Origin of the sequence: Actinacidiphila alni (genome assembly GCF_900112845.1) — a bacterium.
Lineage (GTDB): Bacteria > Actinomycetota > Actinomycetes > Streptomycetales > Streptomycetaceae > Actinacidiphila > Actinacidiphila alni.
Genome location: NZ_FONG01000013.1, coordinates 125,344 through 148,018 on the forward strand (window position 1 = coordinate 125,344; position 22,675 = coordinate 148,018).

The 22,675-nt window shown below is 73.0% G+C and carries 16 protein-coding genes; 12 read left to right on the top strand and 4 right to left on the bottom strand.

Annotated features, from left to right (window positions below; translation table 11 throughout):
* Positions 1-13: 13 nt before the first annotated feature.
* Entirely contained in the window at positions 14-790 is a 777-nt protein-coding gene (locus BM076_RS21970; protein ID WP_093715370.1) for an SDR family oxidoreductase, read from the bottom strand.
* 213 nt (positions 791-1,003) lie between these two features.
* On the opposite strand from BM076_RS21970, the gene BM076_RS21975 reads away from it, so the two are divergent.
* From BM076_RS21975 to BM076_RS22030, 12 genes are all read left to right on the top strand, one after another.
* Positions 1,004-1,870 carry a helix-turn-helix domain-containing protein gene (locus BM076_RS21975; protein ID WP_093715371.1) on the top strand — a complete coding sequence of 289 codons (867 nt, stop codon included), beginning with the start codon at positions 1,004-1,006 and terminating at the stop codon, positions 1,868-1,870.
* A gap of 124 nt (positions 1,871-1,994) precedes the next feature.
* Positions 1,995-4,181: a glycoside hydrolase family 27 protein gene (locus tag BM076_RS21980; RefSeq protein ID WP_093715372.1), complete on the top strand. Its 2,187-nt coding sequence runs from the start codon at positions 1,995-1,997 to the stop codon at positions 4,179-4,181.
* A 160-nt stretch (positions 4,182-4,341) separates the two neighbouring features.
* A complete protein-coding gene (locus tag BM076_RS21985) occupies positions 4,342-5,637 on the top strand; it encodes an ABC transporter substrate-binding protein (protein WP_093715373.1) in 1,296 nt (431 codons plus the stop codon).
* Between the two features lies 1 nt (position 5,638).
* Positions 5,639-6,565: a carbohydrate ABC transporter permease gene (locus BM076_RS21990; RefSeq protein ID WP_093715374.1), complete on the top strand. Its 927-nt coding sequence runs from the start codon at positions 5,639-5,641 to the stop codon at positions 6,563-6,565.
* On the top strand, positions 6,565-7,473 hold the full coding sequence (locus tag BM076_RS21995) for a carbohydrate ABC transporter permease (RefSeq protein ID WP_093715375.1): 909 nt from the start codon (positions 6,565-6,567) through the stop codon (positions 7,471-7,473). Before BM076_RS21990 ends, BM076_RS21995 begins: the two co-directional genes overlap by 1 nt.
* A 74-nt stretch (positions 7,474-7,547) precedes the next feature.
* Positions 7,548-9,653, top strand: coding sequence for an alpha-galactosidase (locus BM076_RS22000; RefSeq protein WP_245796225.1), 2,106 nt, complete (start codon positions 7,548-7,550; stop codon positions 9,651-9,653).
* Positions 9,654-9,718: 65 nt separating this feature from the next.
* Complete coding sequence (locus BM076_RS22005; RefSeq protein ID WP_093715377.1) at positions 9,719-10,480, top strand: SDR family NAD(P)-dependent oxidoreductase; 762 nt, start codon at positions 9,719-9,721, stop codon at positions 10,478-10,480.
* 55 nt (positions 10,481-10,535) lie between these two features.
* Entirely contained in the window at positions 10,536-11,360 is an 825-nt protein-coding gene (locus BM076_RS22010) for a FadR/GntR family transcriptional regulator (protein WP_093715378.1), read from the top strand.
* Positions 11,357-12,502 carry a galactonate dehydratase gene (gene dgoD / locus BM076_RS22015; RefSeq protein WP_093715379.1) on the top strand — a complete coding sequence of 382 codons (1,146 nt, stop codon included), beginning with the start codon at positions 11,357-11,359 and terminating at the stop codon, positions 12,500-12,502. The genes BM076_RS22010 and dgoD overlap by 4 nt, the downstream gene beginning before the upstream one ends.
* A gap of 5 nt (positions 12,503-12,507) precedes the next feature.
* Complete coding sequence (locus BM076_RS22020; RefSeq protein ID WP_245796209.1) at positions 12,508-13,308, top strand: hypothetical protein; 801 nt, start codon at positions 12,508-12,510, stop codon at positions 13,306-13,308.
* A gap of 31 nt (positions 13,309-13,339) precedes the next feature.
* The gene (locus BM076_RS22025; RefSeq protein WP_093715381.1) at positions 13,340-13,975 is read left to right on the top strand and encodes a bifunctional 4-hydroxy-2-oxoglutarate aldolase/2-dehydro-3-deoxy-phosphogluconate aldolase; all 636 of its coding nucleotides are present in this window, start codon (positions 13,340-13,342) and stop codon (positions 13,973-13,975) included.
* A gap of 238 nt (positions 13,976-14,213) precedes the next feature.
* Positions 14,214-15,254, top strand: a complete 1,041-nt coding sequence (locus BM076_RS22030) for a sugar kinase (RefSeq protein ID WP_265737107.1) — start codon at positions 14,214-14,216, stop codon at positions 15,252-15,254.
* Here the strand turns inward: BM076_RS22030 and BM076_RS22035 are convergent.
* The 3 genes from BM076_RS22035 to BM076_RS22045 all read right to left on the bottom strand — a co-directional run bounded on the left by BM076_RS22035 (position 15,219) and on the right by BM076_RS22045 (position 22,669).
* The gene (locus BM076_RS22035; protein ID WP_245796210.1) at positions 15,219-18,503 is read right to left on the bottom strand and encodes a TIM-barrel domain-containing protein; all 3,285 of its coding nucleotides are present in this window, start codon (positions 18,501-18,503) and stop codon (positions 15,219-15,221) included. The genes BM076_RS22030 and BM076_RS22035 overlap by 36 nt on opposite strands.
* Before the next feature lie 344 nt (positions 18,504-18,847).
* Positions 18,848-20,878 carry a beta-galactosidase gene (locus BM076_RS22040; protein WP_093715382.1) on the bottom strand — a complete coding sequence of 677 codons (2,031 nt, stop codon included), beginning with the start codon at positions 20,876-20,878 and terminating at the stop codon, positions 18,848-18,850.
* 132 nt (positions 20,879-21,010) lie between these two features.
* Positions 21,011-22,669: a right-handed parallel beta-helix repeat-containing protein gene (locus BM076_RS22045; RefSeq protein ID WP_093715383.1), complete on the bottom strand. Its 1,659-nt coding sequence runs from the start codon at positions 22,667-22,669 to the stop codon at positions 21,011-21,013.
* Between the last annotated feature and the right edge of the window lie 6 nt (positions 22,670-22,675).

The window sequence follows — 22,675 nt, forward strand, 5'->3', positions numbered from 1 at the left end:
GCCCTCGTGGGCGTCAGCTCGCCTGGAGCGTCGGCATGACGGTGAGCAGCTGGACATTGACCCGCGGCGGCAGCGTCGCGATGAAGCCGACGCTGCGGGCGATGTCCTGCGGGGTGAGGAATTCCATCGACTGGCGCGCGCCGTCCAGCCAGGCCAGCGCGCCCTCGTCGGTGACGTGGTCCTGGAGTTCGGTGCCGACGATGCCCGGCTCCAGGGCCGACACCCGGACGTTCTTCGGGCCCAGTTCGACCCGCAGATGCGTGGACAGGTGGGTGACGTACGCCTTGGTGCCGGCGTAGACGGCGAAGGTCGGGAAGATGTTCCGCGCGCCGATCGACGAGGTGTTGATCAGATCGGCCACACCGCGCTCGGCGGCGGAGGCCACCAACTGCGGGGTGAAGGCGGCGATCGCGTTCATCAGACCCTTGATGTTGAGGTCGATCTGCCGGTCCCACTGGTCGGTCCTGCGCTCCTCGACGGGCGAGGGCAGCATCACGCCCGCGTTGTTGAACAGCAGGTCAGCGCCGCCGAATTCGGCCGCCACCCGGTCGGCCGCGGCCTGTACCGCCGCGGCGTCGGTGACGTCGGCCGGCAGGGCGAGCGCGGTCCCGCCGTTCTTGGCGATCCTGGCGACCAGATCGTCCAGCCGGTCGGCGCGGCGGGCCAGTACCGCGACCTTCGCGCCGAGGTCCGCCAGATGCCCGGCGGTGGCCTCGCCGAGACCGCTGGAGGCGCCGGTGACGACGGCCACCCGGCCGGTGAGGGGCTTGCTGACGTCGTGTGCGGACATGGGAGTCCTGCCTTCCGTGACATACGGCGACGGCGGGGGAGCCGCGCCGGTGATGCGGCGGACCGTGCGGTCCTTTCGCCATCAAGCACACCACCGCGGGACCTGCCGCAGGGCGCCGGAAAAGGCCCTGAACAGGCAGGTACCGGCGAGACTGGTACTGCCGGGGCCAGTTATGGACGGCCGGTGCGGGCCGCGGCCCGGCACACTGGGAGCATGGACCGCAGCAGCGACATCGCCGACTTCCTCCGCTCGCGCCGGGCCCGTATCACCCCCGACGAGGCCGGACTGCCCGCGGACGGGCGGACCCGGCGGGTGCCGGGGCTGCGCCGGGACGAAGTGGCGCGGCTGGCGGGCGTGAGCACCGAGTACTACACCCGGCTCGAACAGGGCCGCGGCGGCAATCCCTCGCCCGAGGTGCTCACCGCGCTGGCCGCCGCACTGCGGCTCGACAACGCCGAGAGCGAGCACCTCGGTGACCTGCTCGGCCGCAGGCCCGCCGCCGCGCGGCGCGCCCCGAGCGGACCGCAGCGGGTCAGGCCGGGGCTCCACCTGCTGCTCCGGACGCTGGACCATGTGCCCGCCTTCGTGCTCGGCCGGCGCACCGATGTCCTCGCGGCGAATCGGATGGCCCGCGCGCTGCTCACCGACTTCGACGCGCTGCCTGCCACCCGCCGCAATCTGGCGCGCTACTACCTGCTGGACCCCGAGGCCCGCGAGCGCGTCGTGGACTGGGAACAGCTCGCCGCCGAGACCGTCGCGATGCTGCGGCTGGAGGCGGGACGTTATCCGGGCGACCGCCAGCTCGCCGATCTGGTCGGCGAACTCACTCTGCGCTGCCCGGAGTTCACCACCTGGTGGAACGACCACCGGGTGCTGCGCCGCACCCACGGCACCAAGCGCTACCGCCACCCGGTCGCCGGTGACCTGGTCTTCGGCTACGAGTCGCTGCAACCGCCGGGCGATCCGGACCAGACGCTGTGCGTCTACACCGTCGAGCCGGGCTCGCCGAGCGAGCAGGCGCTGCGGCTGCTCGGCGACTGGACCGCGCCGCGGACGGGCGACCCGGAGCTGCGAATTTAAGTTAATTAGGAATTATCGTTGACAGGGTTCGGGGCCGCCGTCACAGTCTTCGTCGTGACGGCGGTCCCCGGCCTTTCCCGGGAGACGGCCGCCGGTGCATCCCCCAACTCTCGGGAGACCCTTCATGACTTCGCATCCTTCAGGGACGGCGCGTGCCCGGCGCGCCGCGGCGACGGCGGGCGCGGCGGCGCTGCTCGCGCTCGCCGTGCCGGGAACGGCGCGGGCCGACGGCGGCCCGGCCGCGTACGACCGCGGCCCGTCCCCCCGGAGCGCGGGCGCCCCCGCCCGGGACGGCGGCGCGCCCGCGTACGACGACAGCGGCCCCGCGCCGACGCCGTACATGGGCTGGAACACCTACTACGGCCTCGGCGCCCCGACCGAGGTCCAGGTCAGGAGCGTCGCGGACCATCTCGTCAGCAGCGGGCTGCGCGACAGCGGCTACGACATCGTCTGGCTCGACGGCGGCTGGCAGGCCGACACGCCGCGCGACAGCGCCGGACGGCTGACCGCCGATCCGCAGCGCTTCCCCTCCGGCATCCCGGCGCTGGTGAGCTATCTGCACCAGCGCGGACTCAAGGCCGGTATCTACACCGACGCCGGTGACTACGACCCGGCCAGCTGCGGGCTCGGCAGCCGCGGTCACTACCAGCAGGACGCCGACCGGTTCGCGGCCTGGCGGATCGACGCGGTCAAGGTCGACTTCCTGTGCGGCATCGCCGAGAAGCTCGATCCCGGCCCGGCCTTCAAGGAGTTCAGCGACGCCGTCGCCAGGTCCGGGCGCCCGATGATCCTCAACCTGTGCAATCCGCTCACCGACGACTGGGGCCTGCCGCACACCCCGGCGCAGGACGCGCACAACGCGTACGTCTACGGTCCGACCACCGCCGACTCCTGGCGCAGCGGCACCGACATCGCGTACGGCACGCCGACCGCGGGCGAATGGCCCAATGTGCTGCGCAACATGGACGCCAACGCCTGGCACCCGGAGGCGCAGGGCCCGGGCCACTACAACGACCCCGACTATCTGATCCCGATGCGGACGATGCCCGACGGCTCGTACGAGCTGACGCAGGAGGAGTCCACCACGCAGCTGGTGATGTGGGCGGAGATGGCCTCGCCGCTGGTCATCGGCTCCGACCCGCGGACGCTGACCACGGCCATGCTGGACACGCTGCGCAATCCGGAGATCGTCGGCGTCGACCAGGACCCGCTCGGCATCCAGGGCGTCCGGGTGGCCACCGACGCCACCGGCGACACGTACAGCAAGGTGCTCCAGGGTGCGGGCCGCCGCGCGGTGGTCCTGCTCAACCGCTCCGGCCAACCGGCCGAGCGTACAATCGACTTCGCCGCCGCCGGGCTGACCGGCAAGGTCGCCGTCCGCGACCTGCGGGCACGGGCCGACCGGGGCACGCACACCGGCTCGTACACCGTCACCGTCCCGGCGCACGGCACCGCCTTCCTGAAGCTCACCGGCACCGACGACGCGCCCGGCGTCCCGCTCGGCACGCACTCCACGGCGAGCCCCGCGCTGGTCCGTGACGGCGCGGCGCTGACCGCCTTCACCCGCGGCGCCCACGGCGAACTGAGGGCGCAGACCGGACGCGACGGCCACTGGTCGGCCCGTACCACCGACCTCGGGGGCCCGACGCACGGCCGCTTCCTCGGCGACCCCGCCGCGTACGCCGGCCCGGGCGGCCGGATCGACGTCTTCGTGCGCGGCACCGACGGCGCCGCCTACCTGCGCAGCTACGACCACGGCCGGTGGGGCCGCTGGCAGAATCTCGGCGGCGACCTCGCCGACGCGCCGACGGCCGCCTACGAAGGTCCCGGCCGGTGGACGCTGTTCGCCACCGGCGCCGACGGTACGGTCCGCAGCCGCGGTCCGCGCGGCGGCTGGACCTCGATCGGCGCACCGGACGGACTCGCCCTGTACGGCCGCCCGTCGGCCGTCACCGACGCCGCCGGCCGGACCCATGTCGCGGTCCGCACCGCCGACGACGCGGTCTGGACCCGGGTGCGCGGCGCCGACGGAACGTGGTCGGACTGGTCCTCGCTCGGCGGCACCGTCAGCGGCGCCCCGACCCTGGTCGCGGCGGGCGGCACCGTCCGACTCCTCGCGCGGGCCTCGGACTACACCCTCTGGCGGCGCGACTACGACGCGGCCGGTGGCAGCTGGTCCGGCTGGTATCCGCAGCCGGACTTCGTGAGCGCGGCGCTCGACGGCTCCGCCGGTGCCACGACGGCGGCCGACGGCAGCGTGCTGCTGGTCTTCCGCGGGGTGGACGGGCTCGTCCACCAGAGCGCGCTCTGAGGCGCTCCGGCTCGCGTCCGCACGGCTCCCGCACAGCCGTTATCAAATAAATTACGAATTATTCTTGACGGCGTCGTGCCGTCACGAGAGTCTGATCCCGCCGAACGAGGGCCCGGTCGTCAGGGGGCCGGACCCCGTTGCGTGGGCACAAGGGAGTCCCATGAACATCTCGCAACCCAGCCGCCGCCGGTTCCTCGCCGGTACGGGCGCCGTCGGCGCCGCGGCGCTGATGAGCAGCTGCGTCACCTCCAGCTCCTCCTCCGGCCCCAAGAGCCAGTCCGGCAAGGGCGCGGTCACCCTTCAGTCCAACCTGTCCGCCCCGCAGGCCAAGTCGGCCATGCAGGACCTCGTCGACGCCTTCAACGGCAAGGGTGGCGCCAAGGCCAAGCTGAACACCGTGGCGGCCGAGACCTTCCGCACCCAGCTGCCCACGTACCTCACCTCCGGCAACCCGCCGGACCTGCTGACCTGGTACCCCGGCTCGGTCGCGGACTCCTACGCCAAGAAGAACCTGCTGCTGGACGTCAGCGACATCTGGACCGGGCCCGAACTGTCCGGCTACTCCAAGGCGTTGCAGACCCTGTGCACCTCCTCGGCGGGCAAGAAGGTCTTCGTGCCCGCCAGCTACTACTGGTGGGGCGTCTTCTACCGCAAGTCGAACTTCGCCAAATGGGGCGTCAAGGAACCCACCACCTGGGACGAGTTCATGGCGCTGTGCGAGACGCTGAAGTCCAAGGGCGTCGCGCCGATCGGCCTCGGCGCCGGCAGCGGCACCGCCTGGGTCGCCTCGTCCTGGTTCGACTACCTCGACATCCGGATCAACGGCGCCCAGTACCACCGCGACCTGCTCGCCGGGAAGCACCGCTTCGACGACCCCGAGGTCCACAAGGTCTTCGACAAGTGGGCCGAGGCACTGCCGTACTTCGACCCCAACGGCACGGCGCTCGCCTTCCAGGACGCCACCACCGCGCTGCTCCAGGGCCGCACGGGGATGATGCTGATCGGCACCTTCTTCGCCGACTCCACCCCCAAGGACCAGCTCGACGACATCGACTTCTTCCGCTTCCCGGTGATCGACCCCAAGGTCCCGATGGCCGAGGAAGGCCCCACCGACGGCTACTTCGCCAGCGCGCGCACCGGGCACACGGACGAGGTCAAGGAACTGATGCGCTATCTGGCCACCGCCGAGGCGCAGGAGATCTACCTCAAGGGCTCGTCCGGCACCGCGCTTCCGACCAACCCCAAGGCCAAGGACACCGGCACCCCGCTGGTGAAGAAGGGCCGGGCGCTGATCGAGGGCGCCGCCGACGTCACGCAGTTCTTCAACCGCGACTCCAGCGACGCGCTCCAGCCCAGCGCCGACACCGCGCTCACCAAATTCCTGGCCAAGCCCAAGGAGATCGGCTCGATCCTCACCACCTGGCAGCGGGACGCGCAGAAGATCTGGAGCCAGTGACATGGCGGTACTCACCGCGACCCGCACCACCGGCGGCGGCGCGCGCGGGACCAAGCGGCGCAAGGCGACCCGGGTGCCGCCCGTGGTCCTCGCCTTCGTCCTTGTCCCGCTGCTCGCCGAGGGCTTCTGGGTGTTCTGGCCCGCGCTCCAGGGCTTCTACCTCTCACTGACCAAGTGGGACGGCGTCTCGACACCGCAATTCGTGGGCCTGGGCAACTACCGCGAAATGCTGCACGACAGCGTCTTCCGTACCGCGGCCCTGGACACCGTGCTGTGGCTGGCCCTGTTCGGCGGCCTGTCCGCGGTCCTCGGCCTCGGCGCCGCGCTGCTGCTCCAGCAGGAACGGCGCGGGGTCGGCTTCTACCGGGCCGCGCTCTTCCTGCCCGTGGTGTTCTCGCTGACCGCGACCGCCCTGGTGTGGCAGGCGATGTACCAGCCCGACGGGCTGATCAACCACACCCTGTCCGGCATCGGGCTCGGCAGCCTCACCCACCCCTGGCTCGCCGACCAGGACACCGCGCTCTACGCGGTGATCGTGCCCGCCCTGTGGCGGCAGATCGGCTATGTGATGGTGCTCTACCTCGCCGGGCTCAAGGGCATCGACCCGATGCTCTACGAGGCGGCCAAGGTCGACGGCGCGAGCCGCTGGCAGCAGTTCCGGCACATCACCCTGCCGCAGCTCAGCAGCGTCAACGCGGTCGTGCTGTCGGTCATCATCATCGACTCGCTGCGCTCCTTCGACGTGGTCTGGGCGCTCACCCGCGGCGGCCCGTACCACTCCTCGGAACTGCTCAGCACGTACATGTACTCCACCGCCTTCCAGTCCCTGCGGCTCGGCTACGGCTCCGCGCTCGCCGTCGTCATCTTCGTGCTGGCGTTCGGCGTCATCGCCTCGTACCTGGTGCGCGCCTTCAAGGAGGCCGACTGATGACCGTCACGCACGCCGCCGTGCCCGCCACCGACCGCACCCCGGCGGCGGAACCGGCCGACCGCCCCCGGCACCGACCCGGCCGGCGGCGCGCGCTCGGCACCGCGGCCTTCCACACAGGGGCAGGACTGCTGTCGCTGATCTGGCTGATCCCCATCGCCGTCGTCCTGGTCACCAGTACCCGCTCCTTCGACGACATCGCCGCGCACGGCCTCGGCGGACTGCCGCACTCCTTCACCCTCGACGGCTTCCGGCAGGCATGGGTCGACGGCGGACAGCAGCGCGCGCTGATCAACAGCATGCTGGTGTCCATTCCCACCGTGCTGCTCTCGCTGCTGCTCGCCTCGATGGCCGCCTTCGCGCTCAGCCGCTACGACGTGCCGCTGCGCCGGGTGCTGCTGCTGGTGATGCTCAGCGGCAATCTGCTGCCCCCGCAGATCCTGCTCATCCCGGTCTCCAAGCTCAGCGAGCAACTCGGCTTCTACGACTCGCTGTACGCGCTGATCGGCGTACAGGTCGGCTTCGGCGTCGGCTTCTACGTCTTCGTGCTGCACGGCTTCATGCGGGCCATCCCGCCGGAGATCCAGCAGGCCGCCGTCATCGACGGCGCGAGCCCGTGGCAGATCTACCACCGGATCATCCTGCCGCTGGCCAGGCCCGCGCTCGCCGCGCTCACCGCCCTGTCGTTCACCTGGATCTTCAACGACCTGCTGTGGGCGATCACGGTGCTGCGCACCGACAGCAAGATGCCGATCACCGCCTCGCTCATCGGCCTCCAGGGCCAGTACGTGTCCATGTGGAACGTCATCGCGGCCGGCTCGGTGATCGCCGCGGCGCCCACCGTCATCGTCTTCCTCCGGTTCCAGCGGCACTTCGTGGCCGGACTCAACCTGGGAGCAGTCAAGTGACCCCGACCGGCGACACGCCGACTCCCGCCCACGGCACGGCACCTGACGGACCGTCGGCAGAGGAGCGCTGGGTGCTGCGGACCGCCACGGCCGTCTACGCCGTACGGCTGTCCGCGGACCGCCGCTGGGCGGAACTCGACACCTGGGGCCCGCGCGGCGCCGAGGACGGGCCGCCGCCGCTCGGCCGGCCGCGCCGCACCCACTTCATCACGCCCGCCGACGCCGCACCGGCGGAGTATCTGCCGTACGGCATGCGGCCGTTCGGCGGCGCCGACCTCGTCGTCCGCCGCCCCGGCGGCGAACGCGGCGTGTGGTGGACCTTCGAGCGGGCGACCGCCGACGGCGACCGGGCGCTGCGCCTGGAGTTCACCGACGACCACCTCGGGCTACGGGTCGCGCTGCGCTACGAGACCGTGCCCGGCACCGACGTCCTGCTCCGCTGGGCCGAACTGACCTGCACCGGCTCCGAAGAACTGCGCCTGGAACGGCTCGACTCGGCCGCTATCGGCGTCCCCGTCACCACCGGCGCCCGCCTCACCCACCTGACCGGCCAGTGGTCGCAGGAATTCCAGCGCGCCCAACTCGACCTGACCAGAGGCCGGTTCGAGATCGGCGCCACCCAAGGAGTGCCGGGCCACGCGTACGCGCCCTGGCTGGCGGTGCAGGACGCCGCGGAGCCCGACGAAGGCGCCACACCCACCTACGGCATCGCCCTGGAGTGGCCGGGCAACTGGCACATCACCGCGGACGCGGAACCCGGCGGCTTCGTCCGGGTCCGCGCCGGCCGCCTCCCGCACGAGGAGTCGATCGCGCTCGCACCCGGTGCCACGATCAGCACCCCCCGACTGGCGTGCGCCTTCAGCCCCGAAGGACTCGACGGCCTGACCCGCGTCTGGCACACCTACGAACGGCGGCTCGCCGGGGAGCGGCTGCACCGCACCCGCAAGGTGCTCTACAACTCCTGGGAGGCCACCGGCTTCGACGTGTCGGCCGACGCACAGCTCGAACTGGCCGCCCTCGCCGCCGACATGGGTGCCGAACTCTTCGTCGTGGACGACGGCTGGTTCCGCGGCCGGCAGGACGAGACCGGCGGCCTCGGCGACTGGCAGCCGGATCCGGCCGGTTTCCCGGAAGGCTTCGACACCTTCGTCGAAAAGGTCCGCGCCACCGGCATGGACTTCGGGCTGTGGGTCGAACCCGAAGCCGTCAGCCCCACCTCCGCGCTCCACGCCGAACACCCCGACTGGGTCTACCGGATCGACGGCCGCCCGGCGACGCTGGTCCGCGAACAACTGCTGCTCGACCTCGGCCGCACCGACGTCCAGGAATTCGTCCTGGCCACCCTGGACCGGCTGCTCGACGAACACGCCGTCGACTACCTCAAGTGGGACATGAACCGGCCGCCCACCGAACGCGGCAGGCCGGACGGCGGACCCGTCGGCAGCCAGGACCTGGACGCCGACCACGTCGCCGGATACCTCCGGGTCCTCGACCATCTGCGGGCCAGGCACCCGCACGTCACCGTCGAGGGCTGCGCGGGCGGCGGCGGCCGGATCGAACACGCCACCCTGGCCCGCACCGACGTCGTCTGGCCCAGCGACAACACCGCCCCGCTCGACCGGCTCGCCGTCCAGTACGGCTATCTGCACGCGCACGCCCCGCACACCATGAGCTCCTGGGTCACCGACGCGCCCGGCGTCTTCGACCCCCGGCCCCGCTCACTGGCCTTCCGCTTCGTCCTCGCCGCGGCCGGCGTCCTCGGCGTCGGCGCCGACATCCGCGCCTGGACACCGGGGCAGCGCGCCGAGGCGGCCGACTGGATCGCCCGCTACAAGGACGTCCGCGACGTCATCCACCACGGCACGGCCCGGCTGCTGAACGGACCCGGCGACCCGGCCTGCGGCGTCCAGTACGAGGAACAGGGCGGCGGCCGCGTCGTCGTCACCGCATGGAGCACCGGGCGTCTCGACGGCGCGCCACTGGTGCCAGGACGCCCCGCCCGGCTGCGGCTGCGCGGCCTCGACCCCGCGGCCCGCTACACCGACACCGCCGACGGCACCGTCTACAGCGGCGCCCATCTGCTGCACTCCGGCCTGCCGTTCGGCTGGACCGGTCGATACGACGCCGATCTCGTCGTCCTGGCGCGGCAGCACACCGCCCCGGGCCCCGGGCCTCACTAAAGTCGCCGGGAGGCCGAGATCACCGGGACCGCCCGACCCACCGCACCGAGGAGCAGGACCAGCACATGAAACCGAGCGCACTCCGCTTCGCCGAGAAGGTGGCCGTGGTCACCGGAGCAGGCTCCGGCATCGGCGCGTCCACCGCCGAGCGGCTGGCGGCCGAGGGCGCCGCCGTCGTCCTCGCCGACATCGCCGCCGACCGCGCCGAGGGCGTCGCCGCGGGCATCCGCGAGCAGGGCGGCCGGGCGGTGTCCGTCCGGGCGGACGTCGCCGACCCGGCGGACTGGGAACGGATCGTCGCGGTGGCGCACGCCTACGGCCCGGTCGGCGTCCTGGTCTCCAACGCCTACACCGTCGAGGTCGCCCCCGCCCACGAGATGTCCCTCGACTCCTGGGAACGGCAGCTCGCGGTCAACCTCACCGGCGGCTTCCTGGGCTTCCGCACACTGCTGCCCGACCTGCGCACCGCCCGCGGCACCGCCGTCCTCACCTCCTCCGTGCACGCCCACAAGGGCATCCCCGGCCACCCCGCCTACGCCGCGGCCAAGGGCGCGCTGCTCTCGCTGAGCGGCCAGCTCGCCGTCGAGTACGGGCCCGACGTCCGGGTCAACGCGGTGCTGCCGGGACCCATCCTCACCGCCGCCTGGGACCGGGTCGCCGAGGAGGACCGGGCCCGCAGCGTCGCCGAGACCGCCGCCCGCCGCTTCGGCCGCCCCGAGGAGGTCGCCGCGGCGATCGCCTTCCTCGCCTCGGACGAGGCGTCGTACATCACCGGTTCGAGCCTGCTCGTGGACGGCGGCTGGAGCGTCACCAAAGCCTCGGCGTGACGGACCCGCAGCGCCGTCGCCGTACACCACCCGACCTGGAGAAAGGCAGAACGACATGACGCCATACGCGCGCCGCGGAGTGCACGGGCAGACCGTGGAGACTCTCGCGCGCCGGGTGCTCAGCGGCGAGATCCCCGAAGGGGCGACGCTCGATCTCGTGGCACTGCAGAGCGAGCTGGACGTCAGTCTGACCGCGCTGCGCGAGTCGCTGAAGGTGCTGGCCGCCAAGGGGATGGTCGACGCGCGGCAGAAACGCGGCACCTTCGTCAGAGCCCGCGCCGACTGGAATCTGCTGGACGCCGACGTGCTGCGCTGGCAGTTCGCCGCTGGCAGCAGCGGCGCCGACCTGGGACTGCTGCGCAATCTCGGCGAGGTCCGCGGCATCGTCGAGCCCGCCGCCGTACGGCTGGCCGCGCGGCGCCGTACCGACGCGGACCTGGCCGCGCTGGACGCCGCGCTCGCCGCGATGGGTGAGGACGAGGGCGGCGCGGCGCACGCCGTCGAGGCCGACCTCGCCTTCCACCGCGCGCTGCTCGCCGCCACCCACAACGAGCTGCTGGAACGTATGGAGATGGTGATCGAGTCCGGTCTGGCGCACCGCGACGAGATCGTGCACAGCTCACCGCACGGCCAGGACCCGGTGCCCAGCCACCGGGCGGTGCTCGACGCGGTCCGCGCCCAGGACCCCGAGGCGGCCGAGCACGCCATGCGGGCCCTGCTCGACCAGGCCGTCCGCGACCTGGACCTGGTGCACGGCGCGGCCGACGCGGCCGCACCGGGCGATCCGGCCCCACCGGCCGGTCCTTCCGGCTCTTCCGGTCCTTCCGGCCCTTCCGGTCCTTCCGGGACTCCCGACGACGCATCCGAGGCGGCGAAGTGAAGATCGTGCGTGTCGAGACATTCCTCGTCCCGCCCCGGTGGCTGTTCTGCCGAATAGAGACGGACGAGGGGATCGTCGGCTGGGGCGAGCCGGTGGTCGAGGGCCGGGCCGAAGTGGTGCGCGCCGCGGTCGACGTGCTCGCCGAATACCTCATCGGCCAGGACCCGCTGCGCATCCAGGACCACTGGCAGGTGCTCACCAAGGGCGGCTTCTACCGGGGCGGCCCGGTGCTCTCCAGCGCCGTCGCCGGACTCGACCACGCCCTGTGGGACATCGCGGGCAAGGCGTACGGCGCGCCCGTGCACGCCCTGCTCGGCGGGCCGGTCAGGGAATCGGTCCGGGTCTACGCCTGGGTCGGCGGCGACGAACCGGCCCGGCTCGCGGAGGACGTCACCGCCCAGGTCGAGGCGGGCTTCACCGCCGTGAAGATGAACGGGGCGGGCCGCACCTCCGCGATACCCACCCCGGCGGAGACCGCCGCCGTCGTGGCGCGGGTGGCCGCCGCGCGCGAGGCGCTCGGCCCGGAACGCGATGTCGCCGTCGACTTCCACGGCCGCTTCACCGCCGCCGGCGCCCGCCGGGTGCTGCACGAACTCGCGCCGCTGCACCCGCTGTTCGTCGAGGAACCCCTGCTGCCCGAGCAGGGCCATCTGCTCGGTGGGCTGGTCGATGCGAGCCGGGTGCCGATCGCGACCGGTGAACGGCTGTACGGGCGGGCCGAGTTCCTGCCCGCGCTCACCGCGGGCGTCGCCGTCGCGCAGCCCGACCTCTCGCACGCCGGCGGCATCACCGAAGTGACCCGGATCGCCGCACTCGCCGAGACCTACGGGGCGCAGCTCGCCCCGCACTGCCCGCTCGGGCCGATCTCGCTCGCCGCCAGCCTCCAAGTGGCCTTCTGCACACCGAATTTCCTCATCCAGGAGCAGAGCCGCGGCATCCACTACAACAAGGACGCCGACCTGCTGTCGTACCTGGTCGACACCGAACCCTTCCGCTTTGTGGACGGACAGGCGCCGCGCACCGGCCTGCCGGGGCTCGGCATCACCGTGGACGAGGACGCGGTGCGCGCCGCCGACCGCACCGGGCATGCCTGGCGCAATCCGGTGTGGCGGCACGCGGACGGGTCCTTCGCCGAATGGTGAGCGCGATGCCGCCCTCGTCCGTACGGATCGTCACCGACCTTGCCCACGGCGGGCGTTGGACCTCACTGCGGGCCGGGGACCGGGAGTGGCTCTGGTGCCGGGACGAGCCGCGCCGCGCGGACGTCCGTCCCGGCGACGCCTTCGCCGACGCGGGCGGCATCGAGGAGTGCCTGCCGACGGTGCGCGGGGTCCCCGACCACGGCGACGTGTGGTCCAGGCCCTGGCGGCGGGAGGGCGGCACCGAATGCGTCGACCACCCCGACTTCCGGCTCGCCCGCCGGATCGGTACGGGGCCCGGCGGCGCCGCGGTGGTCGACTACCGGCTGAATGCGGCCCCCGGCTTCCGCTTCCTGTGGGCCGCGCACGCGCTGCTCGACCTCGCCGAGGGCGCGCGGATCGTGCTGCCGGACGGCGCCCGCGGCCGGCTCTACCCGGACGGCGGCGCGAACTGGTCACCCTTCGACTGGCCGCACGCCGACCCCGCGCCGGAACAGGCGTGGGACGTGCTCGGGTCCGACGACGGCACCGCGGTGGGCGCGATCGTCGAGGCCGGAGCCGTGACCGTGGCCGACGGGCCCGACCGGCTGCGCTTCGCCCTCGACGTGGCCGGGCAGCCCGCCGCCGTCGCGCTCTGGCGCAATCTGCGCGGCTTCCCCGAGGGCGCGCCGTACCGCTCGATCGGCGTGGAGCCGATGCTCGGCCGGGTTTTCGACCTGGCGGCGGCGGGGGAGCGGGACGCCGCGTGCGTCCCGGCGGGCGGCGAGGTCCGCTGGCGGCTCACCGTCACGCACTCCCGCGCCGTCTGACCGACTCGAACGACCGGAAGGAACAGCCCCCGTGGACCTGCTCACCGAGCTGCGCGCCCGCCGCCTCGTCGCCATCGTGCGCGGCGCCGACCCGGACGCCGCGCTCGCCGCCGTACTGACCCTCGTCGAGGAGGGCGTCACGCTCGTCGAGGTCTCGCTCAGCGGCCGGGACGCGCTCGACGTCATCGCCCGGGCCCGCGCCGCCCTCGGCCCCGGCGCGCCGCTCGGCGCCGGCACCGTCCTCACCGCGCGCGACGCCCGGGACGCGCACCGCGCGGGCGCCGACTTCGTCGTGACGCCCGCCCTCGGCGAAGGCGTCACCGCGGCGCGGGAGTTGGGCCTGCCCGTACTCGCCGGGGTGATGACGCCCACCGACGTCGTCGCCGCCGTACGGCTCGGCGCCACCGCGCTGAAGATCTTCCCCGCCGCCCAGGCCGGCGGCCCGGACTACCTGCGCGCCCTGCGCAGCCCCTTCCCCGACCTGCCCTTCGTCCCGGTCGGCGGCGTGGACGCCCCCGCCGCCCGCGCCTACCTCGCGGCCGGCGCGCTCGCGGTCGGCGTCGGCTCCCCCTTGGTCGGCGACGCGGCGGACGGCGGCAGCACCGCCGCGCTCCGCGCCAGGGCCCGGGACTTCCTGACCACGGTCGCCGCGGGGGCGCCGCGATGACGCGCCGCGTGCCGCCCGCAGCCGGCGCGGCCACCGGTCCGGTGGCGGCGGGACCTGCGGTGTCGGAGCCCATGACGGTCTGTCGGACGGCGGCCGGCCCCGTCGCGGTCGGCGCGGGGACTGGACAAGTGGCGACTGGCCTTGCGGTGTCCGGGTCCGTGACGGCGGGTCAGAAGACTGCCCGGCCCGTCGCTTCCGCCCCCGCGACGCCTTTCCGCGCCGCAGCTCTGGACCCGTCGTGATCCCCGTCGGCGACGGCCCCGTCGTCTGCGTCGGCGAGACGATGGTCGCGCTCGTGCCCGAGCACAGTGGCGTCGAGCTGGCGGCAGCCGATTCGCTGCGGCTCGCGGTCGCCGGGGCGGAGTCCAATGTGGCGATGTACCTGGCCGATCACGGCGTGCCGGTGCGCTGGGTGTCGGCCGTCGGCGACGACCCGTTCGGGCGGCGCGTCGTCGCCGAGGTCGCGGCCCGCGGCGTGGACGTCTCGGGCGTGCGCACCGACCCGGCGCGGCCGACCGGGCTGATGGTCAAGAGCCCGGGGGAGCACGGCACCCGCGTGCACTACTACCGGCGCGGGTCCGCCGCGTCCACGCTCGGGCCCGCCGTGCTGGACGACTCGGCCGTGCGGACGGCCGGGCTGCTGCACCTGACCGGGATCACCGCCGCGCTGTCGCACTCCTGCCGCGCGCTGGTGGACGCGGCGCTGCGAGGCCCGGTCCCGGTCAGCTTCGACGTCAACCACCGGCCCGCGCTGTGGTCGGACGGCCCGGTGCTGCCGCCCGCCGAGGGCATCCGCCCGCACCCCTCGCAGCGGGCGGAGGAGTCGGCCGCCGCCGTGCTGTACGACTTCGCCGACCGCGCCGACCTCGTCCTCGTCGGCCTGGACGAGGCCCAGGCGCTGTGGGACGACGCCCTCGCCGACGCGGCGGCCGTCCGCGCCCTGCTGCCCCGGCCGCGCGTCCTGGTCGTCAAGGACGGCGCCCGCGCCGCCACCGTCTTCGACGGCACGGACGTCCACACCGTGCCCGCCCGCGCCGTGGACGTCGTGGAGCCCGTCGGCGCGGGCGACGCCTTCGCCGCCGGCTTCCTCGCCGGCCTGCTCCGTGGCGAGTCACCCGTACGGGCCCTGCGCCTCGGCCACCTCACCGCCGGCGCGGCCCTGCGCGTCACCGGCGACCACGGCCCGCTGCCGGACCCCGCCCTGATCGAGCGGCTGCTCGCCGCCGACGACGCGGTCTGGGCCTCAGCGGAAGCCGACGGTGACCTGCCGGTGCACTGACGTCGGCGGGACGGTCACCGTCAGCCGCCGGCCGCCCGCGTCGTACGACCAACTGCCCGCCGCGGCCGGAGCGCCGTTCACCGTCACGGACTTCGGCGCGGCCGTGTCGGAGAAGACCACCGTCCACTGCCGCCGCTCCACCTGTCCGGCGAAGGAGCCGGAGACCGGTGCGACGGTCAGGGTGCGGTCCTGCTGCCGGTAACGGATCGCCGTGGTCGCGCTCCTGGCGCTGTCCGCCGTCGTCCCGTCGTCCTCGTAGAGGCTGAAGGAACCGGAGGCGCCGGTGGCGACGTCGAGCGTCGCCTTCGTGAGCGGATTCTGCACGTCGTTGGCGACGTGCCCGGTCCTGGTCGGCACGATGCCGCCCGCCTTGACGAACACCGGCATCCGGTCGAGGCCCGTCGTCACCTTCTGCGTGGTGCCGCCCGCGTACGTCGCACCGGTGAACCAGTCCGTCCACCGGCCGGGCGGGAACCACACCGAGGTGGTCGCCGTCGCCCCGGGCGTGGTCACCGGCGCGACCAGGACGTCGGACCCGTACAGATACTCCCCGCCGGCCGTGGCGTAGGCGTCCTGCTCCTCCGGGTAGTCCAGATACGCCGGGTGGGTGACCGGCACCCCGGTCCGCTCGGCCTGCTCCGCGAGCGTGTACGTGTACGGCAGCAGCGCCTCGCGGAGGTCGAGGAATTTCTCCGCCGACGATTTCGCCGCCTCGCCGTACTGCCACGGCAGCCGGTCGCTGTGGTTGGAGTGCAGCCGGTCGATCGGCTGGAAGGTGCCGAGCTGCACCCAGCGCGCGTACAGGTCGTCGGGCAGCTTCGTACTGCCGGGCTCGGCGCCCGCCGCCTGCGTGCCGTCGTTGTTGAAGCCGCCGATGTCGTGGCTGACGGCCGAGAGGCCGGTGGCCACCGACTCGCCCGGGGTGTAGCCGACTTCGGCCTGGAGCATCTGCCAGGTCGAGATGGTGTCACCGGTGAAGTGCACGCTGGTGCGCTTGTCGGCCCACGGCCCGGTCGGCAGCCCCGACCTGCCGCTGTAACCGGTGCTCTGGAGCGAACCGTACGTCCGGGAGAAGGCGAAGCCGCGGCCCACGGTCTTGTCGGTGTCGGCCGCGTACTGCTCATTGATCCAGGAGTCGGGGGTGACCCCGGCCTGTGTCGACACCGACTGGTCGCAGCACCAGTCGAGCCACCAGAAGTCCGCGCCCTGCTGCTCCATCGTCTGGTGCAGGTCGAGGTACGCCTTCAGTTGGTCGGGGTCGCCCCAGTCGAAGGTGTAGCAGTCGGCGCCGTGACCGAGGTCGCTGTGGCAGCCGTCGTTGTTCTTGGTCAGCTTGTTGTCCGCGGTGGCCTGCGCCCGCGCGAACTGCGGGTCGGAGGACAGGACGCTGGGGTGGATGTTCAGGGTGTTGTGCAGCCCCTGGGACGCGGACCAGTCGAAGAAGCCCTTCGGGTCGGGGAAGCGTGTCGGGTCGATCTCCCAACCGTCCCACCGGTCGGGCGACTTGAAGTCGGTGTCGGTGACCAGGACGTCGAGCGGGACGCCGTCGGCGCGGAACTTCGGCAGGATGGTGTTCTCGTAGTCGGCCGCGGAACGGTCGTAGTACTCCGAGTACCAGACGCCGTACGCCCAGCGCGGCAGCAGCTTCGACGGGCCGGTCAGTGTCGCCAGATCGGACAGCGCCCGCTCGTAGTCGTGGCCGTAGCCGAAGACATAGCCGTCCTGGTACGGGGCGCCGCCGTGGCCGGGGCGCGGGGTGACCTTCTCGGCCGTGTCGTCGAAGACCGCGGAGGCGGTGTCGTCGAGCAGCGACCAGCCGTCCTGGTAGAGCAGCCCCGGGGTGCTGCGCGGGCTGCCGTTGATCCGGTCGAGGGCGCGCCGGTAGCCGCCGAGCGGCGCGTGCGGAGTCAGCAGCGGCGCGCCGGCCCTGGTGACGGCGACCGTGTCGAGATTCAGCTTGCAACTGTCCGCGCCGGGGCAGCCGATGGTCACGTCATTGCTGCCGGCAGCCAGTGCCACGGGCACCGCGACCGTACGCCAGGAGTCCCAACTGCTGGTCACCGGCAGTGTCCTGGTGGCGGCGGTGCCGGAGCCCACGGTCACCGCGACGGTGGCGGGCGCCGACTGGGCGTTGGCGTAGCGCAGTTGGAGCGCGTAACTGCCCGCGGCCGGGATGTGCGTGAGGTGCACGGTGTCACTCGCGCCCTGCTGGAGCCCGGCGACGAAACCCTTGCCTGCGAAGTCGTTGTGGTCCTCCTGGAGCACCGCGCCGCCGGCGAGCCGTCCGGCCTCGGCCTCGCAGGGCGCGCCGTAGGCGCAGGCCGAGGCCGGCGCGGCTGACGGGAAGGGCGCGCCGGAGGAGAGCACGGCCAGGCTGTCGATGTTCACCTCGCCGGAGTCCGCGGCGGTGCGGGTCAGGGTGAGGGTGTGGGTGCCCGCGGTCAGGTCGAGGGCCGTACCGGCCTGTGCCCAGGTGTTCCAGTCGGCGGTCGGCGGGAGGGTGACCTGTCCGGCGGTCCCGCCGTCGGCGGCGAGTGTCAGCGTACGGGCGACGCTCAGGCCGTCACCGCCGACGCCGTTGGCGTAGCGGGTGGCGAAGCGGTAGGTGCCGGTGCGGGGCACGGTGACGGAGAAGGTCAGCGCGTTGCCGGTCTTCTCGAAGCCCGCGGCGAATCCGCCGCCGGTGTAGCCGGCGTGATCGGTCGCCGCCGACACGCCCGTCAATTTGACGGTCTCGGCCTCGCACAGCGTGTCGACCGTGCAGATGGAGCCGGCCTTCCAGGGAGCGCCGGTCACCTGCCGCGCGCCGCTTCCGACCCGCACGGTCAGATTACGGTCGGTGAAGGGGCCGGAGCCGACCTTGTACCTCAGTGTGAGGGCCGAGGTGGTCAGCGTCAGCCAGCCGCCGCTGGTCCGCTGCTTGAACGACGCCCTCGTGAAGCCGTCACGTCCGACGGCGTTGAAGGTCGCCGCGTCCAGGAAGGCCGCGTCGCCCGCGTACTCCGTGCGGATCAGCGTCGGTGAGAGCACCTCGAAGCGCGCGTCGCCGGAGACGACGACCGGGGCCGGCCGCGCCGCCGCGACGGTCGCGACGCTCGACACGGGAGGGACGGCGGACGCCCCCGAGCAGCCCACCAGCATCGTGGCGAACGCGCTCACCGTGGCGGTGGTGACGGCTGCGGCTCTGCCCAGGCGTGATCGTGTGCGGCGGGCCATGTGCGACTCCAAGTCGGTTCGACGTCGGGTCATGTCCGTGTACGGGTCTGCTGGTGCGTGCTTGCGGCGGCGGTCCGGTTGTGGCGGCCGTGTGTGCTGTGACGCCGTCCGGGCCCGGCGGTGTCCGGGCCTGACGGCGCGCTGGTCTGACGGTGCGTTGACAAGTCGACAATGGCAGATCGGCGGCCGTGGGGGGAGCATGCTGTTGGTGCGAATGTGGTGGTTGCGAAGAACTGGGCCCGGCGGGGCGAGCCTGCCCGTCCGCAGGTTAGGCGGATCGACTGGGGCAAGGGTGACCAATGGCCGTCGCCGCGGCGGCCATCGTACGAAGCGTTGGCGGCCCGGACGTGAGCCGCGCCGCTCGCGGGCGGGCCCCGTCAGGACTCCCGGACCACCGCGACATCCCCGGCCGCGACGGTGACCACGCCGTCCGCCCGGACGCCCGTGAGCAGGTCGCGGCCCGTGCAGGGGACGGCGACCGGGGCGGAGGTGTGGTTGACGACGAAGAGCCAGGAGGCGCCGCCGGGTGAGCGGCGGCGGACGGTCTCGACGCCGTCGCCCGCGCCGGGCGGCGGCGGGGCGCAGCCGGCCGCCGCGCGCCAGTCGGTGAGCAGGCGGCGCAGGGAGTCGTCGGTGAAACGGGTGGCGCAATAGCGGACGGCGCCCGCGCCGCGGTCGGCGCGGAGCACCGCGGGTCCGCCGGAGGCGGGCCCGGTGGCGAAGCGGGCCTCGACACGGGTGCCGGAGTCGGGCAGCACCCGCTCGGCCCAGACCCGGCCGGTGGACCCGTCGCCGAGCGCGACCTTTTCCCCGGCGGCCAGCGGCAGGAATTCGTCGACGCGCAGGCCGAGCAGCCCGCGCAGCACCCCCGGATACGGTCCCGGGTGCACCCGGTCGTCGTGGTCCACCACGCCGCTGAACGGACCGACGACCAGATGGCCGCCCGCCGCCGCGTACGCCTCCCACGCGGCGGCCGTCTCCCGGGTCGCGGCGTAGTGCGAGGGTGCCAACAGCAGCTTGTAACGGGCGAGTTCGTCGGCGGTGGCGGTCGCGGGCACGACGTCGCAGGCGGCGCCCGCCGACCACAGGGCGCGGTGCCAGGCACGGATCTCGTCGCGGTAGGTCATGTCGATGCTGGGCCGGTCGGGCAGCTCCAGCGCCCACCAGGCGTCGTAGTCCCAGACGACGGCCACCTCGGCGGGCTCGCAGACACTGCCCGCGACCTCGGCGAGCGCCCCGATCTCCGCGCCGAGCCGCTTCACCTCGCGGTGGACGCGGGTGTCCTCGCCGCCGTGCGGCACCATCGCCGAGTGCCACATCTCGGCGCCGGACGCGGACTGCCGCCACTGGAAGAACAGCGCCCCGTCGGCGCCGCGCGCCACATGGGTGAGGCTGTTGCGGCGCAGCTCGCCCGGCGCCTTGGCGGTGTTGCGCGGCTGCCACTGCACCGCCGAGGTGGAGTGCTCCATCAACAGCCAGGGCCGGCCCGCCGCCAGACCCCGCGTCAGGTCCGCGGCGAACGCCAGCTCGGCGGTGCGGTGCGGGTCGGCCGCGGTGAGGTAGTGGTCGTTGGCGACGACGTCGACCTCGGCGGCCCACGTCCAGTAGTCCGCCCAGGCGAAGTTGCCGGTCATGAAGTTGGTGGTGACCGGCCGGCCGGGGGAGTGGGCCCTGACGATGTCGCGCTCCGCGCGGTAACAGGCGAGCTGCTCGGCGTCGCAGAAGCGGAGGAAGTCGAGCCGGAGCGCGGGATTGAGGCTGCCGGCGCTGGTGCGCGGCGGCGCGACCTGCGCCCAGTCGCTGTAGCGCTGCCCCCAGAAGGCCGTGCCCCAGCGGGAGTTGAGGGTGTCCAGGTCACCGTACTTGGCGTGCAGCCAGTGCCGGAAGGCGGCGGCCGAAGTCTCGCACCAGCAGTGCGCGTTGGTGTTGCCGTACTCGTTGCCGATGTGCCACATCACCACCGCGGGGTGGCCCCCGTAGCGTTCGGCGAGCCGTGAGGTGATCAGCGCGGCGCGCTCGCGGTAGGCGGGGGAGGAGGCGCAGAAGCTCTGCCGTGATCCGGGTGCGAGCCGCAGCCCGTCCGCGGTGACCGGCAGCGATTCGGGGTGGGCCCGCGCGAACCACAGCGGTGGCGCGGCCGTCGGGGTGGCGAGGTCGACGGCGACGCCGCCCGCGTGCAGCAGCCCGATCACCTCGTCCAGGCCGTCGAAGTCGAAGCGGTCCTGCTCGGGTTCGAGCCAGGACCAGGCGAAGATGCCGAGCGAGACCAGGGTGACCCCGGCCGCCCGCATCAGCCGGACGTCGTCGCGCCACACCTGCGGGTCCCACTGTTCCGGGTTGTGGTCGGCGCCGTAGGCGAGCCGGGGGACGCGCCCCCAGGGGGAGTCGGGATGGACCGGTTGCGACATCGGGCTTCCTCGAAGAGCGGGAGTACGGGACGGAGAAGGGCGGGAGCAGGAGAGCGGGCGGACAGAGGTGAGCGGGGCCGGGGGAGGCACCTCCCGGCCCCGCTCGGTCCGCGGGGAGTCAGGTCCGGCGGGTCAGCACGTGCCGCCGCCCGCCGAGGCGCAGGTGGACTGCGGGTCCTGACCGGTGGCCGCCTGGTAGGCGGAGAAGGGGGTGTACGGGTCGGTCGCGCTGCCGGTGCCGGTGGAGCCGTTCTTGGCGACCACGAACGTCACCGGGCCCGTGCCCGTCACCTTGTAGGTGTTGAGATTGAGCTCGGGCTGCGTCGGGTCGCAGTGCCACTTCACTGTGGCGGTGTCGGTGCCGCACTGCTCGATGTAGACGAGCTTGGCGGGCACCGCGTGCGTGACGTCGTTGCCCCAGAAGGAGACCTCGCCGGGCAGGTAGTTGGACTGCGACATCAGCCACGGCCCCGGCTGGGTGCGGTTGATCGTGTTGTTGTTGACGGTGATGTCCTGGATGCTCGACGGATCGGTGGTGGTGCGGCCCGCGGTCCAGGTGAAGATGTCGCCCTGCGACTGCGAGCTGGGGTTCTTCCCGTTGTCGGTGCAGGTGTTGTGGGTGACCGTGACGTCGGAGGTGACCAGGTCGCGGCCGCCGAAGACGGCGACGCAGTACGAGTCGTTGCCGTAGGCGGTGTTGTGGTCGATGAGGCTCTTGGTGGTGTACGTGTCGGCGTCGAAGCCGCCGCCGTCACCGCCGCCGCGCTTGTTGGCGTACGAGGTGTTGTATGTGGCGCTGACGTTGTACGAGTTGGACCACCAGGCGCCCTCGCCGTTGAGCAGCGACGGCTCGCCGGTCGACGACGTGCCGTTGCCGTTGTCGTGCAGGGTGTTGTCGGTCATCGTCAGGTTGGTCACGCCCGAGCCCCAGATGCCCGAGGCGTCGTTGTAGGCGGACCCGGAATTCTTGATGACGGTGTTGCTGACCCCGTCCCTGGCGGGCAGCACCCCGTCGGCCAGACCCATGTGGCAGTCCGGCGTGTTGTAGCCGCCGGGCGTGCTCGGATCGTAGACGGCCTTCTCCGCGTGGCCGATCTGGAAGCCGACCTCGTGGCCGTTGTACGCGTCGACGTCGTCGATCGTGACGCCTTCGAGCTTCGCGGTCGGCGTGCACGGCTCGACGATCACCGAGCCGGTCCCGGAGATCCAGTCGCTCTGTTTGCTGCCGTCGCTCTTGGTGATGATGCGCGGCCGGTTGCCCTGGTCGTGCACCTTGAGGCCGGTCAGCCGGAAACCGTGCTGGGTGACGCCCGGCTGGTCGGCCTCGATCCACAGGCCGCGCCAGTAGCCGCCCGCGATGTTGAGGTCCTGGACCTTCCAGTACGACACGTTCTTGAGCGCCACCGCGCTGGCGTTGGTGGTGCCGGTGCCGCCGTCGATCGACGGCAGCGGCTGCGCCGCGTCGCCGTAGGCACCGAGGGTGTTCCAGGCGGTGGAGCTGCCGGAGCCCTGGACGGTCAGCGCGCCCTCGCAGACCGTGCCGCGCTTGAGCAGCAGCGACTCACCGGCCAGGAAATGATGGCTCGACGCCTTGGCGAGGCTGGTGAACGGCTGCGCCTGGCTGCCGGTCTGGGTGCTCGAGGCCGCCGAACAGTCCACGTAGTAGGTGGCCGCGTCGGCCGACGCGGCCGGCGCCACGGCGAGGCCGAGCGCGCCGGCCAGCGCGACCGCTCCGGCCGCGGCGACGGTGCGCCGCAGGCCGGCCCGCGGGCTGCGGGTGTTTTCGGGCATGACGGA